Annotated in this window: 20 protein-coding genes; 12 read left to right on the top strand and 8 right to left on the bottom strand. The window is 69.8% G+C overall.

Annotation, left to right across the window (positions count from 1 at the left end; translation table 11 throughout):
• The first annotated feature begins 59 nt into the window (after positions 1-59).
• The 3 genes from ACFWRO_RS08080 to ACFWRO_RS08070 all read left to right on the top strand — a co-directional run bounded on the left by ACFWRO_RS08080 (position 60) and on the right by ACFWRO_RS08070 (position 6,220).
• Positions 60-1,256, top strand: a complete 1,197-nt coding sequence (locus ACFWRO_RS08080) for a restriction endonuclease subunit S (protein WP_384505957.1) — start codon at positions 60-62, stop codon at positions 1,254-1,256.
• Between the two features lie 11 nt (positions 1,257-1,267).
• Positions 1,268-4,489, top strand: coding sequence for a type I restriction endonuclease subunit R (locus tag ACFWRO_RS08075; RefSeq protein ID WP_384505954.1), 3,222 nt, complete (start codon positions 1,268-1,270; stop codon positions 4,487-4,489).
• Between the two features lie 75 nt (positions 4,490-4,564).
• Positions 4,565-6,220 carry a protein kinase gene (locus ACFWRO_RS08070; protein WP_384505951.1) on the top strand — a complete coding sequence of 552 codons (1,656 nt, stop codon included), beginning with the start codon at positions 4,565-4,567 and terminating at the stop codon, positions 6,218-6,220.
• A 374-nt stretch (positions 6,221-6,594) separates the two neighbouring features.
• Here the strand turns inward: ACFWRO_RS08070 and ACFWRO_RS08065 are convergent, their stop codons facing one another.
• Complete coding sequence (locus ACFWRO_RS08065) at positions 6,595-7,077, bottom strand: RrF2 family transcriptional regulator (protein WP_384505948.1); 483 nt, start codon at positions 7,075-7,077, stop codon at positions 6,595-6,597.
• An 87-nt stretch (positions 7,078-7,164) separates the two neighbouring features.
• Between ACFWRO_RS08065 and ACFWRO_RS08060 the strand changes: the two genes are divergently transcribed.
• Positions 7,165-7,896 carry an SDR family oxidoreductase gene (locus ACFWRO_RS08060; protein WP_384505945.1) on the top strand — a complete coding sequence of 244 codons (732 nt, stop codon included), beginning with the start codon at positions 7,165-7,167 and terminating at the stop codon, positions 7,894-7,896.
• A 192-nt stretch (positions 7,897-8,088) separates the two neighbouring features.
• Here ACFWRO_RS08060 and ACFWRO_RS08055 read toward each other — a convergent pair whose 3' ends face one another.
• A complete protein-coding gene (locus tag ACFWRO_RS08055) occupies positions 8,089-8,508 on the bottom strand; it encodes a hypothetical protein (protein ID WP_384505942.1) in 420 nt (139 codons plus the stop codon).
• A gap of 144 nt (positions 8,509-8,652) precedes the next feature.
• Complete coding sequence (locus ACFWRO_RS08050) at positions 8,653-9,603, bottom strand: arsenic resistance protein (RefSeq protein ID WP_384506336.1); 951 nt, start codon at positions 9,601-9,603, stop codon at positions 8,653-8,655.
• A gap of 201 nt (positions 9,604-9,804) precedes the next feature.
• Here ACFWRO_RS08050 and ACFWRO_RS08045 point away from each other — a divergent pair, with 201 nt between their 5' ends.
• The 6 genes from ACFWRO_RS08045 (at position 9,805) to ACFWRO_RS08020 (ending at position 15,170) form a co-directional block, all read left to right on the top strand.
• Complete coding sequence (locus ACFWRO_RS08045; protein ID WP_384505939.1) at positions 9,805-10,164, top strand: winged helix-turn-helix domain-containing protein; 360 nt, start codon at positions 9,805-9,807, stop codon at positions 10,162-10,164.
• Entirely contained in the window at positions 10,157-12,169 is a 2,013-nt protein-coding gene (locus tag ACFWRO_RS08040; RefSeq protein ID WP_384505936.1) for a heavy metal translocating P-type ATPase, read from the top strand. The genes ACFWRO_RS08045 and ACFWRO_RS08040 overlap by 8 nt, the downstream gene beginning before the upstream one ends.
• Before the next feature lie 52 nt (positions 12,170-12,221).
• Positions 12,222-12,725 carry an NAD(P)-binding domain-containing protein gene (locus ACFWRO_RS08035; RefSeq protein ID WP_384506333.1) on the top strand — a complete coding sequence of 168 codons (504 nt, stop codon included), beginning with the start codon at positions 12,222-12,224 and terminating at the stop codon, positions 12,723-12,725.
• A gap of 57 nt (positions 12,726-12,782) precedes the next feature.
• On the top strand, positions 12,783-13,280 hold the full coding sequence (locus ACFWRO_RS08030; protein ID WP_384505933.1) for a peptidylprolyl isomerase: 498 nt from the start codon (positions 12,783-12,785) through the stop codon (positions 13,278-13,280).
• Positions 13,281-13,644: 364 nt separating this feature from the next.
• A complete protein-coding gene (locus tag ACFWRO_RS08025; protein ID WP_384505929.1) occupies positions 13,645-14,493 on the top strand; it encodes a metallophosphoesterase family protein in 849 nt (282 codons plus the stop codon).
• Positions 14,490-15,170, top strand: coding sequence for a 4'-phosphopantetheinyl transferase (locus tag ACFWRO_RS08020; protein ID WP_384505925.1), 681 nt, complete (start codon positions 14,490-14,492; stop codon positions 15,168-15,170). The genes ACFWRO_RS08025 and ACFWRO_RS08020 overlap by 4 nt, the downstream gene beginning before the upstream one ends.
• On the opposite strand, the gene ACFWRO_RS08015 is transcribed toward ACFWRO_RS08020, so the two are convergent.
• Positions 15,163-15,888, bottom strand: a complete 726-nt coding sequence (locus ACFWRO_RS08015; protein ID WP_384505922.1) for a DUF4232 domain-containing protein — start codon at positions 15,886-15,888, stop codon at positions 15,163-15,165. The genes ACFWRO_RS08020 and ACFWRO_RS08015 overlap by 8 nt on opposite strands.
• Positions 15,889-16,097: 209 nt before the next feature.
• On the opposite strand from ACFWRO_RS08015, the gene ACFWRO_RS08010 reads away from it, so the two are divergent.
• A complete protein-coding gene (locus tag ACFWRO_RS08010) occupies positions 16,098-17,420 on the top strand; it encodes a helix-turn-helix domain-containing protein (RefSeq protein WP_384505919.1) in 1,323 nt (440 codons plus the stop codon).
• Between the two features lie 55 nt (positions 17,421-17,475).
• Here the strand turns inward: ACFWRO_RS08010 and ACFWRO_RS08005 are convergent, their stop codons facing one another.
• The 4 genes from ACFWRO_RS08005 to ACFWRO_RS07990 all read right to left on the bottom strand — a co-directional run bounded on the left by ACFWRO_RS08005 (position 17,476) and on the right by ACFWRO_RS07990 (position 21,805).
• Positions 17,476-18,462 (bottom strand): aldo/keto reductase, encoded by a 987-nt coding sequence (locus ACFWRO_RS08005; protein WP_384505916.1) that lies wholly within the window; start codon positions 18,460-18,462, stop codon positions 17,476-17,478.
• A gap of 19 nt (positions 18,463-18,481) precedes the next feature.
• On the bottom strand, positions 18,482-19,315 hold the full coding sequence (locus ACFWRO_RS08000; RefSeq protein WP_384506330.1) for a thioesterase II family protein: 834 nt from the start codon (positions 19,313-19,315) through the stop codon (positions 18,482-18,484).
• 56 nt (positions 19,316-19,371) lie between these two features.
• Positions 19,372-20,688 (bottom strand): cytochrome P450, encoded by a 1,317-nt coding sequence (locus ACFWRO_RS07995; RefSeq protein ID WP_384505914.1) that lies wholly within the window; start codon positions 20,686-20,688, stop codon positions 19,372-19,374.
• Positions 20,689-21,025: 337 nt separating this feature from the next.
• A complete protein-coding gene (locus ACFWRO_RS07990; protein ID WP_384505911.1) occupies positions 21,026-21,805 on the bottom strand; it encodes a LuxR C-terminal-related transcriptional regulator in 780 nt (259 codons plus the stop codon).
• A gap of 355 nt (positions 21,806-22,160) precedes the next feature.
• On the opposite strand from ACFWRO_RS07990, the gene ACFWRO_RS07985 reads away from it, so the two are divergent.
• Positions 22,161-22,340 (top strand): hypothetical protein, encoded by a 180-nt coding sequence (locus ACFWRO_RS07985; protein WP_384505908.1) that lies wholly within the window; start codon positions 22,161-22,163, stop codon positions 22,338-22,340.
• Positions 22,341-22,404: the final 64 nt, after the last annotated feature.

The following is a 22,404-nucleotide window of genomic DNA, read 5'->3' as shown; positions in this document are numbered from 1 at the left end:
AGTCGATTCTCTCGCCAGTTGCCTGGCCCTCGACTTGGCGCACAGTTCCTCTGTGGGCGATGTTTGACCGCATCAAAGACATCGGGCATCCACATGAGGAACTGCTCAGCGTATATCGCGACCACGGCGTAGTGAAGCGGGAAGGTCGAGACGACAACTTTAACAAAGCTGCGCCTGACCGTAACATTTACCAGCTAATCGGCTCAGGATGGCTGGTGGTGAATCGGATGAAGGCTTGGCAGGGGTCAGTCGGCATCTCCCCATACCGTGGCATCGTCTCCGGGCACTACATTTGCTTTCGCCCGAACCATCACGAGAACGGTCGCTTCCTTAACTGGCTTCTTCGTTCGGGAATCTATGCAACGGAATTTGCCTCGCTGTCGCGTGGGGTGCGCCCAGGGCAGGTGGAAATCGACAATGACCTGCTGCGAGTGCTTCCAGTGAAGCTTCCTCCTGTGGACGAGCAGCGACGCATCGCCGACTTCCTCGACGCTGAGACTGGGTACATCGACGCTCTCCTTGACGCCCGTAGGCGTCAGCTCGACAGCCTCAAAGAGCTTTGGGTGTCACGCCTGGCTGCCAGAGTGGAGAGCCTGATCACGGAGCATGGAATTGTCCGTCTCCGGAGGGTCGTTCGCTCCGTCGAGCAGGGGTGGAGCCCGCAGTGCGAAGATGCACCCGCCGGGCCGGACGAGTGGGCAGTGCTGAAGACGAGCTCCGTGAGTTCGGGCGTCTTTCGTCCTATGGAGCACAAGCGGCTCCCCAGTACCTTGCGCCCTGATTTCCGCTACCGGATCCTTGATGGCGACCTTCTCATGACGCGCGGAAGTGGGTCGGCCGAACATGTTGGGGTGTCTACAGTGGCTCATACAGAGGGGCGAAATCTACTCCTGAGCGACCTCCTCTATCGTGTTCGTACAGATCTTGAATGGAGTCCTGAGTTTGTGGCCTTGATGTTGCGTAGCCGCCCGGTGAGAGGCTTTATGTCATTGCTGATGCGGGGGCAATCGGGGCAGACCATCAAGTTGAGGTCCGAAGATATCAAGGAAATCCACATCCCATCTGTTCCTGTTGGACAGCAACTGCAAATCGCGGCTGATCTCGCAGCTGAGGAGCGGCGTATCGAAGCCACCAGGGCTGCCATCGAGACGTCTTCTGCACTGCTTTCGGAGAGACGCCAAGCGTTGATCACTGCTGCCGTCACCGGCCAGCTCGACGTCGCCACAGCCCGCCCCGCGCACGACCGTGACCTCTGAGGGGGATTCAGATGAACGACGCCCGCGTATACACCGAGAAGGCATTTGAGAACGCCGTGGAAGCGGCACTGCTGCGCAGCGGCTGGCAGCGCGGGCTGTCGAACACCTACAACCCCACGCTCGGTATCGACACCTCCGAGCTGGTCGCGTTCCTCGGAGCGTCGCAGAACGACGCGTGGTTGGCCCTCCAGGCCGCGTACGGCGAGGACGAAGAGCAGGCCATCGGTCGGTTCGCCAAGCGGGTGGCGCGGGAGATCGACTCCCGCGGCCTGCTGGACGTACTGCGTCGGGGCGTGAATGACCGGAACGTGAAGATCCAGCTTGCGTACTTCCGTCCCGCGCACACCCTCGCCGCCGACGCCTTGGACGAGTACAACGCCAACCGGCTCACCTTCGTGCGCCAGTTCCACTACTCCGCCGCGCGCCCGGCCGACAGCCTCGACATGGCTCTCTTCCTCAACGGACTCCCCGTCGCCTCGGTGGAGTTGAAGAACGGGCTGACCGGTCAGACCGTCGAGGACGCCAAGCGGCAGTACCGCCGCGACCGCGACCCGAAGGAACTGTTCTTCGCCAAGCGCAGCCTGGTCCACTTCGCGGTCGATCCGACGCTGGCATTTCTGACGACCCGCCTGGCCGGCGACGCCACCCGCTTTCTCCCCTTCAACACCGGATCCGGTGGCCCTGGCCGGATGGGCGGTGCGGGCAACATCCCGGCCTCGACGGATGGGACGTACCCCACCTCGTACCTCTTCGACGAGGTGTGGGCCCGAGACAACTGGCTGGAGCTGCTGCAACGGTTCCTGCATGTCGAGGACGCCGCCGCGAAGGCCGGCCGGGCGCCGTCGCACAAGCCGGGTAGCGCGCACACACAGCCGTTGATCTTCCCGCGTTTCCACCAGTGGGACGCGGTGCGCAAGCTCATCGCGCACGCGGCCCGCCACGGTGCAGGGGAGAACTACCTGATCCAGCACTCCGCCGGCTCGGGCAAGTCCAACACCATTGCCTGGCTCGCGCACCACCTGTCCAGCCTGCACACCTCCCACGACCCTGGGCAGATCGCACCTGCCGCGCTCGCCTCCGGTTTGGGGGCGAACAAGCTGGTCTTCGACAAGGTCATCGTCATCACCGACCGGCGGGTACTGGACAAGCAGCTCCAGGACACCATCTACCAGTTCGACCACAAGGCCGGTGTGGTCGTGCGGATCGACGAGAACTCCCAGCAACTCGCGGACGCGCTGACCGGGCCGACGGCCCGGATCGTGATCACCACGGTGCAGAAGTTCCCCTTCGTCCTGGACAAGGTCGCCGGACTGGGCGGCCAGCGCTACGCGGTGATCATCGACGAGGCGCACTCCTCGCAGGGCGGGGAGAGCGCGGCGGCCTTGAAGAAGGCCCTGGGACGTCTCGGCTCGGACGCGGTGGACGAGGACGGCGACCCGCTGACGGCCGCGGCCCTGGCGCGCGGCAAGCAGCCGAACCTGTCCTTCTTCGCGTTCACGGCCACCCCCAAGGCGAAGACGATCGACCTCTTCGGCACCCCTTACGCGAATCCCGGCTCGGGGGAGCAGGAGAAGGGACCGTTCCACGTCTACTCGATGCGGCAGGCCATCGAGGAGGGCTTCATCCTCGACGTTCTCGGCAACTACATCACTTACGCCACGTACTTCAAGCTCCAGGAGGCCGCCGCCGATGAGGCGGAGCAGCAGGTGGACCCACGCAAGGCCCGCTCGCGGCTGGTGAGGGCCGCGCTGATGTCGGAGGCGTCGATGGCCTCCCGGGCGAAGATCGTCGTCGACCACTTCCGGTCGCACTCCAGCCCGCGACTCGGCGGCCGGGCCAAGGCGATGGTCGTCACCTCCGGCCGTGACCACGCCGTACGGCTGTACCAGGCCATGCGGGCCTACATCGACCAGCGCGGCTTCACTGACTGCGGCACCTTGGCCGCGTTCTCCGGGGCCCTGACCATCGATGGGATTGAGTACACCGAGGCCAAGCTCAACGGCTTCCCCGAACGCGAACTGCCAGCACGGTTCGGCTACACCCGCGCGGACGACCCGAACCCGCCTTCCGTGCCGAAGCCCGAGCACCGCATCCTCGTTGTTGCCGAGAAGTACCAGACTGGCTTCGACCAGCCGCTGCTGACCACCATGTACGTGGACAAGGTCCTGGTGAAGCTGGCCGCGGTGCAGACGCTTTCCCGGCTCAACCGCACCCACCGGCTCAAGACCACCGAGGACCTGTTCATCCTCGACTTCGCCAACCGGCCCGAGGACATCGAGCAGGCTTTCCAGCAGTACTACGAGGCGTCGGTCAGCGAGCCCACCGACCCCAACCTCCTGTTTGACCGCGAGCGCGAGGTGATGGCCTACCAGCTCCTGGTGGAAGCAGAGATGGATGCCTTCGTTACTGCGTACTTCGCGGCCTTCCAAGGCGGCTCGGCCACCGACACCGCCATCATGAAGGCCCACGCCCGCCTCTACGGCTACTTGCAGCCCGCCCTGGACCGCTTCAACGCCCTCAACGCCAGCGAACCAGACACCGCCGCCGAATTCCGCCGCGCCCTGGACTCCTACACCAAGGCGTACGGCTGGCTCTCCCACGTCATCGGATTCGAGAACCTCGAACTGGAACGGCTCTACCAGTACGGCCGCTTCCTGCTGCGCCGCCTTCCCGCACCCGCCCGCAGCGCCGGCGCCGACATAGGGACGGCCGCCCCGAGCCACATGCGCATCGCTCAGACAGGCACCCCGGAGCTGCGCCTGGAGGCGGCGGGTGCGCAGGTACTGCCTGGCCTGGTACCCGAGGCGGCCGGAGCGGTAGCCGAGGCGGAGGAGATGTCGCTGGCCGAGGTGATCCAGTCCGTCAACGACGAGTACGGGACCGGGCTGTCCACCACCGACCAGATCCTCCTCGGTCAACTCGTTGTTGCTGTCAGCGAGGACCCCGAACTCCGGGCCATCGCCCTGCACCAGGACCAGGAAGTCTTCGGCGGAGAACTGGAGAAGGACCTCGACCGGATCGTCATCGACCAGGCGGCGTCCAACGACGCCCTGATGGTCCGCTACTTCGACGACGCCGACGTCAACCGCCTGTTCAAGCAGGTCGCGACCCAGCAGGCGTACCAACTCATCCGACGCCCGGTCCGCCGCGAGGCCGAGCGCCGCGCCACGGAGCAGCGGGCCGCCGAGCTCAAGTCGTCCGGAAGCCGTCAGGCGGAACCGCCGACCGCATAGCCTGTGCTCTGCAGCATGTCAGGCAAGAGGCCGAACGGGGTGGTCACGCTCCGACCACACAGAGAGGGACCTCGCATGATGCAGGGCGGCACGCCGAGCTTCGACGCCGGCGTACCGGCCCGCGTGATCGCGGGCCGGTACCGGCTGCACACGCCCATCGGCGCGGGCGGAATGGGCGAGGTCTGGCAGGCGTACGACGAGCGCCTGGACCGCCGGGTCGCGGTCAAGATGATGCTGGCCGAGAGCCCGGTCCCGCCAGGGTTGCAGGGCGCGGCCTTCGAGGAGACCCTGCAGACCCGCCGCGCCCGATTCCTGCGCGAGGTCCAGATCACCGCCGGCATCGAACAACTAGGTGTGCCGGCCGTCTACGACACCGGAACCGACGAGGCCAGCGGACGGCTGTTCGTCGTCATGCAGCTCCTGCAGGGACGCGAACTGCAGACGTTCATCGACGAGACCGACTACGAAAGCGAGACGGTCCCCGTCTCCTGGGCCGCTGCCGTCGGCGCCCAGATTGCCTCCGTCCTTGACACAGTGCACCACCACGACGTCGTTCACCGCGACATCAAACCGTCCAACCTGATGCTCACCCCCGGAGGCGTGGTCAAGGTCCTCGACTTCGGCGTCGCCGCCCTGCGCGGAATCGGCACCTTGCCCCGCCTCACCCAGGTCGGCATGACCGTAGGCACCCCGCCCTACATGTCCCCGGAGCAGAGCCTGGCCAACGCTGTCGGCCCCGCCGCAGACGTGTACGCGCTCGCCTGCGTGCTCCACGAACTCCTCACCGGAAAGCCGCCGTTTACCCCCGACGACAGCCGCTCCCACATGTGGCACCACGTCCACACCCCGCCTCCGCCCATCCGCACCCTGCGCCCGGATGTGCCGGCCGACATCGAGAAGCTCCTGCTGGCGATGCTCACCAAGGAAGCCGAGCAGCGTATGGATGCGATGGCGGTCTACGACACCCTGCTGCCCTTCGTCCACGCCTCCACCGGCACCGCCGCTACGACCGACGAGGGCATGCTCGACCCCCGTCTTCCGTTCCTGCGACCCTTCGGCGGCCGGGAGCCCAGCCCTAGTGTCTCCGCCTCGTACACACCCACAGTCGTCGTTCCCTCACCGTGGGCGCCCTCAGTGGCAGGCGCGTCGCAGGGGCCGGCGACAGACCCTGCTGCACTGACCGAGCAGGAGGCGGACGCGGTCTCCGACCGGGCGGCGGGGCTGGCTCAGCAGGGCCAGTTCACGCAGGCAGCTGACGCACTGGCCGAGGCAATCGCAAGAGCCGCTGACCTGGAGCTCCGAGAAGGCATGGAGTTCAGTCTCGCCCAGGTGAGGTTTCTGGCAGGAAGCCACCGAGAGGCCCTCGCGCTCTTCGAGCCGCTCGCCCACAAGTACACCGACCGCTATGGCGACCAAGACGAGCAAGGCCAGCTGTGCTGGTACTACGCCGGGCAATGCCGGATGGAACTTGGCGAAGCGACCGCCGCCATCCAAGCCTTTGACCGAATCGGCGAGATCACGCCCGACGAGGGCGACGAGGACGCGGTCAACCGCCACCTCGATGCTCTCGCACGGCTGATGAGCCTGTACGCCGCGACGGAAAGCCTCCACCAGGCGCTGGACATAGGAGAACGGCTCCGGTCGGAAACCTCCCGCCTACGGGGAGGCGACTGGCCTGGGCTGGCGCAGATCGATACTTATCTCCGCCGCCTTCGCCAGGACCTGGGCTGATCGGCCGACTCGGGGGCGGCAGGATGCGCACCGCATGAGTGGCCGCTGCGCTCTTGCGGACCAAGTTGGCGGCGGCTGTATTCGGCTGTGCAAGCGCTCGCCAGCGCTTGCACAGCCTCGTGCTGGGATCATCGCGCGCCATTCCGTTCTCCGTTGTGACGCTGGTTTGACGCACGGGCCCCGTCGCTGGAGTGGTGCGGCCCTCTGACCTGCTGTTTTGTCCTCTGGGTATGTCACTACTTCTTTCCGATGACGCATCACGTGGAGTGCGTGGCGATTCTGGAGCGGGTGGCGAAGGGCGCCTGACCTGGGGGCTGGTGGGGGCTGGGTCGCCGCCGTCGACTTCGAGTGACCGCAAACCTTTGCAGTCCTGCTCAGTCGGTCGCCCGGCTCAGCCACGCCCCGACCGTGGGCAGGGCCTGGGGGCCGCTGTCCTCCTCCACCGTTGACGCGATGTCGGCGATGGTCACTGCCGCGAGCGAAGCCCGCCATGCCGCGTCGGCCGCTCCCATCGCCCGTGCGATCGGGCACTGCTTCGTGCACTGTTCCGGCGGTGTTCCCAGGGGCCCTCGTTGGCGGAGCTCGGTGCACTCGAAGGCCGGGCTCGCGCCGTCGACGGCCTGGACCACGTCGAGGAGCGTGATGTCAGTGGCCTTCTTGGTGAGGACGTATCCGCCGGTCTTGCCCTGGATCGAGCGCACCAGGCCTGCGCGCGACAGCGCCTGCAGCTGCTTGGCGAGATAGCTCGGCGACACGTCGTGCAGCGCGGCAAGGCGGGCCGCCGGTACTGGTGTGCTGGCCGCGGTCAGTACCACGCAGCAATGCAGCGCCCACTCCACGCCCCCCGACAGTTTCATTCCGCCTCCGTTTGACTCGGATACAGGATATCCGAGTATCATCTCGGATAGAAGTTGTCCGAGTTAGTCGCAGACGGAAGGAACATCGTGAAGATCACCGTCATCGGAACGGGGCTCATCGGCTCCCAGCTCGCCGCCAAGCTCACCGCCCAGGGCCACGAGGTCACGGCCGCGTCGCTGTCGTCCGGCGTCGACCTGCTCACGGGTGAGGGTCTCGACAAGGCGCTCGCCGGCGCCGACACGGTCGTCAACGTGACCAACTCGCCCACGTTCGACGAGGCGTCGCTCGACTTCTTCCGCGCCACGGTGGGCAACCTGCTCGCCGCGGGCGTGCGCGCGGGCGTGCGCCATCAGGTCGTTCTCTCGATCGTCGGGGTCGACGAGGTGCCGCAGCTGGACTACTACCGCGCCAAGCTGCTCCAGGAGGAGCTGCTGCGCGGCGGCTCCACGCCCTACTCGATCGTGCGCGCCACGCAGTTCTACGAGTTCATGGAGCCGACCATGTCGTGGACCTCGGACGACACCGCCGTGCGGCTGCCCGCCACGCCGGTGCAGCCCATCGCCAGCGCCGACGTGGTCGACGCGCTCGCGGACGTGGCCACCGGCTCGCCGCTCGGCGGCATCCTGGAGGTCGCGGGTCCCGACCGGTTCACGCTCGACGAGATCGGCCGGATCACCCTGGCCGCGCGGGGCGACGAGCGTCCCGTGGTCGTGGACGACCAGGCCGGACTCTTCGCCGCCGTCCAGGGCGACGCCCTCGTCCCCGGCGCCGATGCCCGGCTGGCCACCAACCGGTACCAGGACTGGCTCAGCGCCTGATACCCCGCCCCCCGGTCCGAGCTGAGAGGCTCTCAGCTCGGCTCAGCCGGTCAGGCGGCATCTCTTCTGTGTGCTGGGGGAGGGGGCAACCCGCGTGGCCCCAACCCCCGCCCCCAACCGCCCCACCCCGCACGCACGGCCGAGCAACTCCAACGAGGTGGCGTCCCGCCCCGCACAATCGTCCGGCGCCCCTCAGGAACCGGCCGAATCCGGTTGTGGCTGAGGCGGCCTCCCCGGGCGGAGGGTGGTGATGACCGGCCAGATCAAGGAGTAGATGAGGATCTTGGTCAGTGGGTTCAGCCATACCAGCAGGGGCCCGCTGTCCTGGCTGTCGCCGGTCAGGGCGACCAGGGCGGCGGTCAGGCTGACGCTGAGGGTGTACGCCAGGAGGAAGCGGAGCCAGGATCGCCAGGCCGCGGCGATCGCCTGGCGGCCGTAGAGCGGTTCGGGGGTGGGGCCGGCGGGTGTTTCGCCGAAGCGCTTCGCGAACTTCTGGTCTGCCCAGCGCAGCGTGCTGTGGCCGTAGACGACCGTGAGGCCGAGGTACGCGGCGGACAGGCCGTGCCAGATGTCCGGCTCGGCGCCGCCCCGCACGCTGATGACGGTCGCCACGAGCAGGACGACGTCGAGCAGCGGGACACACAGCAGCAGCGCGCCGCCCAGCCTTCGCCACCCGGCGATGTAGCGGGCCGCCAGTCCGCTGAACAGCAGTAACCAGAACAGGACGTCACAGGCGACGATCAGTAAGAAGATGACCTACCTCCGGGGCTGGGTCGGGATCAGGTGGGGGATCAGGCGGACGTACGTGACCATGCCCAGGACCTCCACGAGGGTTTGCGTGACTACGACCACGGCCGCTACGGCGAGGGTGTCCGGGAGGGCCAGGGCCAGGGGGAGGACTACCAGGGAGTTGCGGGTCGCGCCGGTGAAGACGATCGCGCGGGCGGCGCCGGTGTCGAGGTGGAAGAGGTGGGCGACGGCCTTGCCCGCGAAGGCCATGACCACCAGGAACGCCGCGTAGAAGGGGATCACGGCGGCGACGTCCGTGAGGCTGTCGCCGAGCTTGGGGACCTGTGAGGCGACCACCGTGAGGAGGGTCGCCGCCATCAGCGGGACCATTGTCGTGGTCGCCGCGGCGGACACCTTTTGGCCCGTCGGGCGGCGGGCCGCCCAGGCCTGTAGGGCCCAGGCCAGGGCCAGCGGGATGACGATCAGGGCCAGGAACGCTTCGAGGAACGGGCCCGGCTCGACGATGTCGGCCAGGTCGGGGCCCATGAAGAGGTAGAGGAAGCCCGGGAGCAGCGCCATCTGTGCCACCAGGAGCAGTGGAGTGGCGGCCAGCAGACGGCGGCTGGAGCCTCCGGCCAGGCCCGAGAAGACGATCACGTAGTCGACGCACGGGCACAGCAGCACGAGCAGGACGCCGAGGCGGACCGCCTGGTCGGCCGGGAGGAACGTGAACATCGCCGCGACCATTAGCGGGACGACGACGAAGTTCACGACCAGGGCCGCGGCCAGGAAGCGCCCGTCGCGCAGCGAGCGGAACAGCTCGGCCGCCGGCACCTGGAGGAAGGTCACGAAGAGGAGCGCCCCGAGAACCGGGTTGATGGCGTGTTCCAGGCCCGGACCGGCGGCCGGGGCGAGCCAGCCGAGGAGGCCGCCCGCCGCCATCGCCGCCAGGTAGATCGCGACCTGGTGGTCGTCCATCCGCTCGACCAGGCCCTTGGACTCCCGGTGCTCCACGTCGCCCTGCTCTTTCTCGTCGCCCCGGCCCCGGCCCCGGCCCCGGTGGGCGGTCGGCCGCTCGGCCCTCATCCTCGCAGGTGGCCTGCTGTGTCCCGGAGGCGTGCCCACCATCCTTGAGTTCAGGCTGTGCTTGATTCAGGTTTGGCTGTACTGTCGTGCCTCATGGACGTTACTCACACCTGCGGGCCCGTCGCCGTCGCCGTCGACGCCGCCGCGCTGGCCCGGGTCGGTACCGCACTGGCCGACGAGAACCGGCGCAGGCTGCTGCTCGCCCTGCTGGAAGCGCCCGCCTACCCGTCGGATCTCGCCGACGCCCTGGGCATGACCCGCGGGAACGTGTCGAACCATCTGTCCTGTCTGCGCGGCTGCGGTCTCGTGCGCACCGTCCCCGTAGGCCGGCGGGTCCGCTACGAACTGGCCGACCCCAAGCTCGCCCACGCCCTGGCCGAACTGGCCTCCCTGGTCCTGCTCGTCGACTCCGAGGGCGACGACTGCGCCGAGGAGGGGGACGTTCATGGCTGACGCGTGCTGCGCCACCGACACCCCCGGTCCGGGAACGGCCCCCGCCCCCGCCGCGATATGGCAGGTACGCGAACTCCAAGCGGCCGCCGCATCCGGACTCCTGCTCCTGGCCTCCCTCCTGCTGCCCGGCCCCTGGGACACCGGCGCCACCTGGGCGGCGCTGCTCGTCGGCGCGGCGACCTTCGTCCCCGGCACCGTGCGCGGCCTGCTCAAGGGGCGACTCGGCGTCGGGCTGCTGATGACCATCGCCGCCGTCGGCGCCGTCGCGCTCGGCGAGTACGGGGAGGCCGCCACCCTGGCCTTCCTGTTCTCCGTCGCCGAGGGCCTCGAAGGGTACGCGGTCGCCCGTACCCAGCACGGCCTGCGCGCCCTGCTCGACCTGGTCCCGCCCACCGCCACCGTCCGTCGCGGGGGTACGGAGACCGAGGTGGCGGCTGCCGAACTCAGGGTCGGCGACGTCCTGTTGGTCAAGCCCGGTGAGCGGATCGCCACCGACGGCGTCATCGCCTCCGGCCGCAGCGCGCTGGACATGTCCGTGGTCACCGGCGAGTCCGTGCCCGTCGAAGCCGGCCCCGGCGCCGAGGTGTTCGCCGGCTGCGTCAACGGCTCCGGCGCCCTGGAGCTCACCGTCACCGCGACCGCGCGGGACAACTCCCTCGCCCGCCTCGTCCACATCGTCCACGAGGCCCAGGAACGCAAGGGCGCCAGCCAGCGCCTCGCGCAGAAGTTCGCCAGGCCCCTCGTCCCCGGCGTCCTCGTGCTCGCCGCCCTGATCGCGGCCGTGGGCAGCCTCCTCGGCGACCCCGCCGTGTGGATCGAACGCTCCCTGGTCGTCCTCGTCGCCGCCGCCCCGTGCGCCTTCGCGCTGTCCGTGCCCGTGGCGGTCGTCGCCGCGATAGGTACGGCCTCCAAGGCGGGCGTCCTGGTCAAGGGCGGTGCCGCGGTGGAGGCCCTGGGCAAGGTGAAGGTGGTCGCCCTCGACAAGACCGGCACCCTCACCCGTAACGAACCCGTGGTCATCGACGTCGTACCCGTGGCCGGCACGGACCGTGCGCGGGTGCTCGCGGTGGCCGCCACGCTGGAAGCCCGCAGCGAACACCCGCTCGCCGCCGCGATCCTCGCCGAGGTCGACGCGCGGGACCTCACCCCGGGAGAGGAGGTTGAAGCCGTCCCCGGAAACGGCCTCACCGGAACCGTCGACGGCGGCACGGCGCGCCTCGGCAAGCCCGGCTTCGTCGAGGCCGGCCCGCTGGCCGACGACGTCCTGCGGCTCCAGGACGCCGGCGCCACCGTCGTCCTGGTCGAGCACGACCGCGTCCTGCTCGGCGCCGTCGCCGTACGCGACGAGATACGCCCCGAGGCCGCCGAAGCCGTCAAGGCCCTGCGCGGCCAGGGCATCCGGGTCGTCATGCTCACCGGCGACAACGCCCGTACCGCCGCCGCCATCGGCGCGGCCGCCGGCATCGACGACGTACGCGCCGAACTCCTCCCGCAGGACAAGGCCCGTATCGTCACCGAACTCCGGGCCGCCCACGGCCCGGTGGCGATGGTCGGTGACGGCATCAACGACGCCCCCGCCCTGGCCACCGCCGACGCGGGCATCGCGATGGGCGCCATGGGCAGCGACGTCGCCGTCGAAGCCGCCGACATCGCGCTCATGGGCGAGGACCTGCGCCGCCTGCCCGACGCGATCGCCCACACCCGCGCCGCCCGCCGGGTGTTCACCCAGAACCTGGTGATGTCCGGCGGCATCCTCGTCGCGCTCGTCCCGCTGGCCGCCACCGGCGTCCTGGGCCTTGCCACCGTGGTCGCCAGTCACGAACTCGCCGAAGTCCTCGTCATCGGCAACGGCATCCGCGCCGGACGTCGGAGGCATCTGCCCGCCCACGTCGCGCTTCGCGAGGTCGGTAGGGGAGTCCCGTATGTGCGTCAGCCGGTTCCGGTTCTGGTGCCAGTCCCGGTTGCGGCGGCCGCGCCCGACAGTTGTGGCTGCTGCTGTGACTGAATTTCGGATTTCCCTCCCCGGCCGCCCACTTACCAATTTGTAAGCTGCGACTCTGCTCGGCAACGGTCACCCGACCACCGTGTGGAACCGGCCCGCCGGCAAGGCCGACGCGCTCGTCTCCGAGGGCGCGACGCTCGCCGGTTCCGTCGGCGACGCGGTCGCCGCCAGTGAGGTCGTCATCGTGTGCGTGTCGACGTATGAGGTCACGCGTGGCCTGATCGAGCCGCTGGCCGCGCAGCTGGGGGGCAAGACCCTCATCAATCTGACCACCGGCACGCCCGACGACGCCCGGTCGACGGCCGCCTGGGCCGCCATCGCGAACCAGGACCAGGCGCGCGTCATCGACGAGGGCGACTACGCGACCGAGATCTCCAACGTCAGCACCAACCGGCTCGCGCTCGGCCACATCCTCCAGGCGAGCAAGGAGCTGGGCGTCGACGCGTCCTGGCTCGAGCCGGTCAAGCAGGCCGCCGACGAACTGGTCGCCGAGGGGTACGGCAACGATTCGTTCGCCCGCACCTTCGAGAAGGCGAAGACGAAGAACCAGGTCCTATAGGGTGAGGCCGATTTATTGACGGTTCGACAGTTCTACAGTTCGCGGAGGAAAGTCACGATGACCCAGGTCGTGCTCACCACCAACTTCGGTGTGATCAAGCTCAAGCTCGACGCCGAGAAGGCACCCAAGACGGTCGAGAACTTCTTGACGTATGTCAACGAGGGGCACTACGACAACACCGTCTTTCACCGCGTCATCCAGACGTTCATGATCCAGGGCGGTGGCTTCCTGGAGGACATGACGCAGAAGCCCACCCACGCGCCGGTCGAGAACGAGGCGAACAACGGGCTGGTCAACGCCCGCTACACCGTGGCCATGGCCCGTACCTCCGACCCGCACTCGGCGTCGGCGCAGTTCTTCATCAACACCGCGAAGAACGACTCGCTCAACCACACCGCGCCGTCCCCGCGGGGCTGGGGCTACGCGGTGTTCGGCAAGGTCGTCGAGGGGCTCGACGTGGTCGACAGGATCGCCGCGGTTCGCACCGGCCGCCGCGACGGCTTCCAGGACGTCCCGGTCGAGCCCGTGATCATCGAGAGCGCCAAGGTCGAGTAGCGAGGCCGCGCGGGCGCGTTGAGCGCCTGAGGCCGGGGCCGGGCCGGGGTCGGAGACGTCGGCCGGCCCCGGCACGGCCCCCACCTGCGGGTTACCGATGGATGCCTTGCGAGTGGATCGTCCACTGGTATAGCTTGAGTCGGCTTGACGGGGGAATTGCTGGAATTCTGTTCTTTTCGACGACGTTCTGGGGATGCGTTGTGGCTGGGCGGGGGCATTTAGTCGGCGTATCGGCGCCGCTCCACGCAGTATCGCGAATTTCGCACCGGCTCATCGAGAGCGCCTCAATTCACGTGTCCTTTCTCTGGAAACAAGGGGCACCGAAGGTGCTCGCCCCGCGCGCGGAAGCACAGGTGTGAGACCCATGACCGAGCGAAAGACCGGCCGGCTGCTCGCCGTGAGCGACCTGCACGTCTCCCACGCCGAGAACCGGCGCATCGTCGAGACGATGAAGCCGGAGACCGACGGCGACTGGCTGCTCATCGCCGGCGACATCGGCGAACTGACCACGGACATCGAGTGGGCCCTGACGCTGCTGCGCGGCCGATTCGCCGAGGTGGTGTGGGCGCCGGGGAACCATGAACTGTGGACCCACCCGTCGGACCCGGTCCAACTGCGCGGGCAGGCCCGCTACGACCATCTGGTCGCGTTCTGCCGGACCCTGGGCGTGCACACCCCCGAGGACCCCTACCCGGTCTGGCGCGGAGCCGACGGACCGGTGACGGTCGCCCCGCTCTTCCTGCTGTACGACTACACCTTCCGCGCGCCCGGACTCAGCCAGGAACAGGCCCTGGCCCGCGCTTACGACGCCGGCGTCGTCTGCAGCGACGAGTTCCTGCTGCACCCGGACCCGTACCCGAGCCGCGAGGCCTGGTGCCGCGCCCGCGTCAGCGCCACCGAGGAGCGGCTCGCCGCCTGCGACCCGGAGATCCCCCTGGTCCTGGTGAACCACTTCCCGCTCGTCCAGGAGCCCACGTCGGTGCTGTGGTTCCCCGAGTTCGCCCAGTGGTGCGGCACCGTGCTGACCGCCGACTGGCACCGGAGGTTCCGTACCGCCGCCGCGATCTACGGACACCTGCACATCCCCCGCGACACCACCTACGACGGCGTGCCGTTCAAGGAGGTCTCGCTCGGCTATCCGCGCGAGTGGGGCAAGAGAGGGCTGCCGAAGACACTGCTGCGCCCGGTCCTCCAGGACGAGCCGCGCGGATGATCGGCGACATACTCCCGGCCGGCGTCCGGTACGCGGACACCCGTACCGACCTCCCGCACGCGCCGCTCCACCCGGAGGAGGAACAGCACATCGCCCTCGCCGTCGACACCCGGCGGCGGGAGTTCACCACCACCCGAGCCTGCGCCCGCAAGGCGCTGGCCGGGCTCGGCATCCCCTCCGTACCGATCCTGCCGGGGCAGCGCGGGGCGCCGCGGTGGCCGGCGGGCGTCGTCGGCAGCATGACGCACTGCGTCGGCTACCGCGCCGCGGCGGTGGCCCGCGCGGACGAGGCCCTCACCATCGGCATCGACGCCGAGCCGAACGAACCCCTGCCGGACGGTGTCCTGGAGGCCATCGCTCTCCCGCGGGAGTCCGCGGCCGTCCAGGCGCTGGCGCGCGTGAACACCGGCGTGTGCTGGGACCGGCTGCTCTTCAGCGCGAAGGAGTCCGTCTACAAGGCGTGGTTCCCGCTGACCGAACGCTTCCTCACCTTCGAGGAGGCGACCCTCACGCTGGACGTCACGGGCGACAGCCGGACCGGCACCTCGGGCGGCTTCCTGGCCGAACTCCTCGTCGAGGGCCCCTGGCCGACGGGGCGCAGCCTGCCCGGACGCTGGAGCGTACGCGACGGACTGCTCTGCACCTCGATCGTCCTGCCGGCTCCGGCCGTCAGTTGAGGGCGTCGCCCATCTGCTGCTGCCAGTACGTCACCTGGAGCGTGGAGTCGACGTACACGCCCTTCCCGGGGAGCGAAGGCTTCGCGAACGTGCCGTTCTTGAAGCCGACCGTCAGGCTCTTGGCCGTGTAGCCGTGGAGACCGCCGCCGTCCGCGGCCGACAGCCGGACGCCCGCGTAGGCGGACTCGCCCGGGGCGAGGGTGACGACCGCCTGCGGGTGGGTGGACTCGTCCACCGGGGGCACGGACTGGGCCTCGCCGAAGCGGGCGACCGGGTAGCCGAGGAGGTCGCAGTACTTCTTGCCGGTGTTGGTGACGGTGATCAGGAGGTGGTTCAGCGGGCGGGAGACCGGCGTGGCGATGGTCTTGGTGGTGCCGGCGCCGCACTGCGGGTTCCTGGATTCGCCGCCCCCGCCGGTGGAGGCCTGCGCGTCACCCTTGCCGCCGCTCTCCTTGGTGCCGGACTTCTTCGCCGTGGTCTTGGCCGGCTGCGCCGTCGGGCTCGTGCTCGGCGGCTGCGTGGCGGGCTGCGACGCGGAGGGGCTCGCGGTGGGGGTGGAGGTGACCGTGGAGGTGGGGGTGGAGTCGGAGGCGGAGTCGGCGGCGCCGTGGCTCCGTGCGGAAGAGGCGTCGGTGTCACCGCAGGCGGTCAGCGAGAGCGCGGCGATCGCGACCGTCGTCGCGGCGAGCAGGCGGGTTCGGGTGATGCGTCCGGACATGGTGGGGTCCCCCTGGATGTGCGTGGGTCGAGTGCAGGCCGGCGGCCGGGCCGCTGCGGCGTGCTTGGATGACCAGAGCTTGAGCGAAGATCCGTCCCGCCCGCCACAACCGCCGGGTGGTACGGGACACTGGGACGAAGTCAGGCCGTTGACCTGGGGGGATGTCGATCCCTGGGATGCGGGGGCGGGATGTGGGAGAGGATGAAACGGTGGTCGGGGACGAGTTCGCGACGCTTCTGGGTCGGCTCAAGGAGCGGTCGGGACTGAGCTACGGCTCACTGGGGAAGCGACTGCACCTGAGCGGTTCCACCCTCCATCGGTACGTCACCGGGGAGGCCGTGCCGACGGACTACGCGCCCGTGGAGCGCTTCGCGCGGCTCTGCAAGGCGACGCCGGACGAGCTCGTCGAGCTGCACCGGCTCTGGGTGCACGCGGACGTGACGCGCCAGCGCAAGGGGTCGGCGCCCGAAGCCGTACCGGCACCTGCGGCGGCACCCGTACCGGCACCCGCGCCTGCGCCGCAGGCGGAGGTGGAAGCGGACGCGGAGCCGGAGTCGGACGCGTCCGACGACGGCGAGCTGGTCGTCAGTGGCCCGTCTCCCGCGCCCGATGCCGAGCCCCGCCCCCGGCGCGGGTGGCGTCGGCGTACCGTCGCGATCGCCGGTGCCGCCGTCGTCGCGGCCGTCGTCTCGGTGGCCCTCGTGCTGAACGTCCCCAGAGGCGCGGACGGCGACGACAAGCGGGACGCCGCGGGCTCCTCGTCCGTCTCCGAGCGCCCGGAGACCGCGCCCGCCACCCCGACCCCGAGCCCGTCGGCGTCGGGCAAGAGCGGCAGCACCGGCCCGACACCGTCGGCGTCGAAGGCCACGGGCAAGGGCGCGGGTACGGGAACGGGCGGGGGCCAAGCGGAAGCCACCGCGCCGACCGTCGCCACCAACGCGTACAAGTGGGATGACCCGTGCAGCCAGCACTACCTGCTGGACCGGGAGCCCGCGCAGGTTCCCCCGCCGCCCATCGAGGCGGAGGCGCCCGGCTGGGTCGCGTCGCTCGGTGGGGTCGCGAGCGGCGAGCAGATGCTCGCGCTGACCGTGCAGGGCACCGGGAAGCAGACCGTCGTCGTGGACGCCCTCCACGTCCGCGTCGAGAGGAAGGGCGCGCCGCTCGCCTGGAACGACTACAGCATGGGCGTCGGCTGCGGCGGTCTGGTGGAGACCAAGTCCTTCGCCGTGGACCTCGACTCCCCGCGCCCCGACGTCACCCCCGTCGCCGGTCAGCGGGACTTCCCGTACAAGGTCAGCGAGACCGACCCCGAGGTCTTCTACGTGATGGCGCGCGCCCAGGCGCACGACGTGACCTGGTACATCGAACTGGACTGGTCCAGCGGCAAGCAGCGCGGTACGGTCCGGATCGACGACGACGGCAAGCCGTTCCGTACGAGCGGCAACGTGGGCCGGCCCGGCTACGACCGGCCGCTGGGCTGGAACGAGTGGATCGACCGTCCCGTCGAGGGCAACAGCGCGCAGACGCCGTAGGACGGCCGCGTGCCCCGCGGCTCGGAAGAGGCGGGGGGCACGCGGCGGGAGTGCGTCAGTTGACGGAGTCGAGCTTCTTCCGCTGCTCCTCGGTCAGTTCGAGGTCGACCGCGCCCAGGTTCTCGTCCAGCTGGGCCACCGACGAGGCGCCGACCAGCGGCAGGACCGGGATGTCGCCGCCCATCAGCCAGGCGAGCACCACCTGGTTGACCGTCGCGCCGGTCTCCGCCGCCACCTCGCGGACCGCCTTGAGCCGCGGCTCGGTGCCCGCGTGCTCGAAGCCCGCGCCGAGCGGCTTGTCGTCCCGTACGTACGCGCCCGAGATCAGCGGCGAGTACGAGACCTGGGTGAGCTCGGGGTTGGCGCGCAGGTAGCTGAGCAGGTCGCCGCTGACCAGGCCCTGGTTGCCGTCGGGGGAGCGCAGGCTCGGGACGTCCATGCGCTGGCGCAGGTAGCTGTGGTGGTGCTGGAGCACCTCGTAGCCGGGTACGCCCGCCGCGGCGGCCAGGGCGCGGGCGCGCTCGACGCGCCAGGCCCAGTGGTTGCTGGCGCCGATCAGGCCGGCCACGCCGTCCGCGACGACGTCGGCGAAGCCCTGGACGGTCTCCTCGAGCGGAGTGTGCTCGTCCATGATGTGCGCGTACAGCAGGTGGATCTTCTCGATGCCGAGGCGCTCGCGGCTGCGCTCCGACGACTCGCGGATGACCTTGGCGGAGAGGCCCTCGACGTCCAGGCTGAAGCCCGAGGTGGGCTGGTTGGGGCGGGCGCCCAGCTTGGTGGCGATGGTGACCTCGTCGCCGATGCCCCGGCTCTTCAGCCAGCGGCCGACCAGCTCCTCGCTCTCGCCGCCCTGGGTGCCGTTGACCCAGAACGCGTAGTTGTTGGAGGTGTCGATGAACGTGCCGCCGGCCTCGACGAAGCGGTCGAGGATCGCGTAGGACGTCGCCTCGTCCACGGTGGTGCCGAAGGTCATGGCGCCGAGGCTCAGCACACTGACCTCGCGGCGCGTTGCGGGCGAACTTCCGATGACGCGGTACTTCATGACGGACGGTCCTTTCGGATCAGGGGTGGGTGGGTGCGCCGGTGCTGACGGTGTCCGTGGTGCCGGCCGGGAGATCGGCGAGCAGCTCGGACACGATGGCGTCCAGGTGGGGTACGAGATAGAAGTGGCCGCCCGCGTACGAGCGCAGCCGGAACGCGCCCGTGGTGTGGGCGCGCCAGGCGAGTGCCTGCGACTCGTCGACCCGCGGGTCGATGTCGCCGATGAGCGCGGTGACGGGGCAGTCCAGCGGGGTGGCGCCACGGAAGCGGTACGTCTCCGTGGCCACGTAGTCGCTGCGGACGGCGGGCAGGATCGCGGCGAGCAGCTCGGGGTGGTCGAGCATCCGCTCGTCCGTGCCGCCGAGCAGCTTCATGTCCGCGATGAGCCGTTCGTCGTCGGCGAGGTGCACCGCGCCGGGCGCGGCGATCGACGGCGCGCGCCGGCCGGAGACGGCGAGCGCGGCGGGCGGGAAGCCCGCGTCGCGGAGCCGGCAGGACACCTCGAAGGCGAGCGAGGCACCCATGCTGTGCCCGAAGACCGTGAACGGCCGGTCCAGGAAGGTCTCCCGGGCGCCGAACAGTTCTGCGGTCACCAGGTCGGCCAGCTCGTGCAGCGACTCCACGCACGGCTCGCCGAACCGCTCCTGGCGGCCCGGGTACTGCACGACCAGTACCTCGGCGTGGTCGGCGAGGGCGGCCGAGAACGGGAAGTAGTACGAGGCGTTGCCGCCCGCGTGCGGGAGGACGAGGAGGCGCGGGGCGCCGGCCGGGGCGGCGTGGAAGCGGCGCAGCCACCGCGTCCCGGTCGGCGCGCCGGACGTCCTGGCCGGGGTCGTGCCGCCGGGGTTCGCCACTCCGGGGTTCGCCACTCCGGTGTTCGCCGCTCCGGGGTTCGTCACGCCCGGCGTCGTCACGCCGCCCTCCTCGCCCGGCCGTCGCCGCCGCGCGCGGGGCGGGCGGTGATCGGGATGTGCTTGTAGCCGGAGACGAAGTTGGAGCGCAGCCGCTCGGGGGTGCCGGCGGGCCGGAAGTCCTCGAAGCGCGTGAACAGCTCGTCGTACAGCGTCTTGAGGGTGACGCGGGCGACGCTGTGGCCGATGCAGTAGTGCGGGCCGATGCCGAACGCGAGGTGCTTGTTGGGCTTGCGCCGGATGTCGAACTCGCTGCCGCGCGTGAAGACCCGGTCGTCGCGGTTGGCGGAGCCGAGCCAGACGACGACCGCGTCCCCGGCCTTGATCCGGGTGTTACGGATCTCGATGTCGCGGGTGGCGTACCGCAGGAAGTGGTTGACGGGGGAGGCCCAGCGCAGGGACTCCTCCAGACCGGTGGCGTCGGCCTCCGGGTGCGCGGCCCAGTCCTGGAGCACGCCGGACTCGATGAACTCGGCCATCACGAAGTTCGGCGCGTGCGGGGTGGTGACGTTCGCGCCGAGCAGCAGGCTGTAGCAGTTGGCGACGATCTCGTCGGGCGCCATGTGCCGGCCCTCGAACTCCGTGGAGATCAGGACGCTCAGCAGGTCGTCGCCCAGGTTGTTGCGGCGGAACCGCACCAGGTCCTGGAAGTAGGCGAACAGGTCCCGGTGGGCCGCCTTCAGGGTGACGTCCCGGCCGCCCGCGTCCTGGTACTCGGGGTCGTCGGCGGCGATGCACACGGTGGTGAGCCGGTTGAGCCAGGACCAGTCCGAGGTCGGCAGGCCCATCATGGTGCCGGTGACCGACATCGGCATGGCCAGCATGGCCTGCGCGAAGTCGAAGGTGCCGCCGTCGCCGAGCGGTTCGATGAGCGGTACGACCAGGTCGCGGATCATCTCCCGCTGCCGGTCGACCGACTTGATGGCCAGGGCCTTCTTGAGCCGGCCCTGCATCTCGGTGTGGCGCGGCGGGTCGGTGGCCGCGAGCTGCTTGCCGCTGGCCGGGTCGTCGAGGCCCAGCAGGTCCAGCATGGTGCCGCGTTCGGAGGTGAACGTCGCGGTGTCGCGCAGGACGCGGTCGGAGTCGTCGAAGCGCACGACGTTCCAGAACCAGCGGTCGGCGTCGACCTCGTGGCGGGTCAGGGTGTCGAGCGCGCGCATGCGCGCCCAGACCGGGTGCGGGTCGCCGTCGCTGTAGAGACTCGGGTCGACCAGGTCGAGGGCGTCGGCGGGGCCGGTGGCGGCCGCGTGCATCGGGCAGCCGGGCGGCGGCACGAGCGACGGTGTATCGGACGGTGTGGTGGCGTGGACGGTCAAGACCCGTCTTCCTTTCGCCGGGGCGGGCGGTGGGAACGCGCCAGGACACGCGGGCTCGCGGCGTACGGAAAGGACGGCGCGGGGCGCGTGCGGAGAGACGGACCACAGGCCACCGGATCGACGACCCGGGGCAGGGTCCTGCGTGGCGCGACGGGGAACCAGCCGGTCTGCGCTCTGCTGCGGCCGGAGAAGACCGCGCGGGGGTGGTGCTGATGGCACAACGTACATGACACCGCGCCGAACGTGAAGATCCCCCCGCGCGCCCCCGCGCCCCCAGGCCCCAGCACCACCCCCCCAGCAGCCCCCCGGCCCCACCCCACCCCCGGGGGCCGTCCCGTCACTCCGGGGCGTCGTCCAGGAAGCCGCTCTTGGCTATCAGGTAGGCCAGTTGGGCCCGGCTGCGGCTGCCGAAGAGCTCCGCCGCCCACCGCATGTGGTTGGCCACGCTGCGCGTGCTCATGCCGAGGCGGGCCGCGATCGCGTCGTCCGTGTAGCCGTTCACCATGTGCCGCAGGATCGCCCGCCGCACCTCGTCCGTCAGCAGCGGGGGCAGCCGCGTGCTGGGGAAGTTGCGCAGCGGCGAGGCCCGCTGCCAGGCGTGCTCGAAGATGCCCACCAGGTACCGGACCACGCCGGGATGCTCCACGGCGAGCGCGATCTCGCTCCGCTCCGAGCTGGGGTCCGGGATGAAGGCGATCTTCCGGTCGCAGACGATCAGCCGGTCGAAGACCTCGTCGAGCGTGCGGACCTCACCGCCCGCGCGCGCGATGTGCTCGACGTACGTGAGCGTCGGCTGGTGGGAGCGGATCGTGTGCTGGTAGATCGTCCGCTGGGCGACACCCCGCCCGATCGCCTCCAGATCGCTGGCGAGCGCCTTGTCCAGGAGTTCCTGCGGCCGGCCCCCGCCCGGCTGCGCCGTCAGCAGCTCCTCTTCGCAGGCGTGCACGGCCGCCGAAAGCGTCGCGCTGATGGCGTCGGCCCCCTGCACGACGCGAATCAGATGCGAATCCCCTTGGCCATAACTGTCGAGATAGATCTCCTGCGCCTGGGCGATGGACGCGCGCATGGTCGAGAGGGCGTGCTTCTTCTCCTCGATGACGCGTTCCATACGGTCCATCTGTGCCCCGGAGGCCAGCCGGGGCGGTATCGGGGCGAGTTCCCCGTCCGGCACGCGCTGGACAAGTCCCAGGTCAAGCAGGCATTGAGGGCATTCGCCCGACGTCGGCCGGTTCGCCAAGGCGTCGGCGTAGTACTGAAGTCCGGTTGCGCAGATCTCGACGGTGCGATCTTCGCTTCCTATGTCCGCTCTCGTGCACATTTCCCCACCCTGCTGGTTTCCGCATTGCAGGATCATCCTCCCCGATCACGGGTGACCCGGCGCGTCAGTACAACGCATGATTCCGGACGGGGAACCACACAGGTCTAAACCATGCACCGTCACTCCGACCACAGTGAAAAGGCAAGGTATAGAGATGTTCAAGCACGCTTCCGTCAGAGCTCTCGCCGTTCTCGCGCTGACGATTCCGGCCATCGCGGGACTGGCCGTCACGAGCACCACCGCTCCCGCCTCCACCGTCCAGGCCGACTCCCAGTGGGGCCCGACCCCGCCGCAGACCCCCGTCGCGCCGCTCGACGACTCCCAGTGGGGCTGAGCCAGGCCCGACGGCCGGCTCCACGCCGCCCCGCCTAGCTCCACCTGGCTCCACCCAGCCCCAC

Origin of the sequence: Streptomyces sp. NPDC058579 (assembly GCF_042718575.1) — a bacterium.
Taxonomy (GTDB): Bacteria; Actinomycetota; Actinomycetes; order Streptomycetales; family Streptomycetaceae; genus Streptomyces.
The sequence above is the reverse complement of the archived record's forward strand: the minus strand, read 5'-3'. Positions and strand labels throughout refer to the sequence as shown.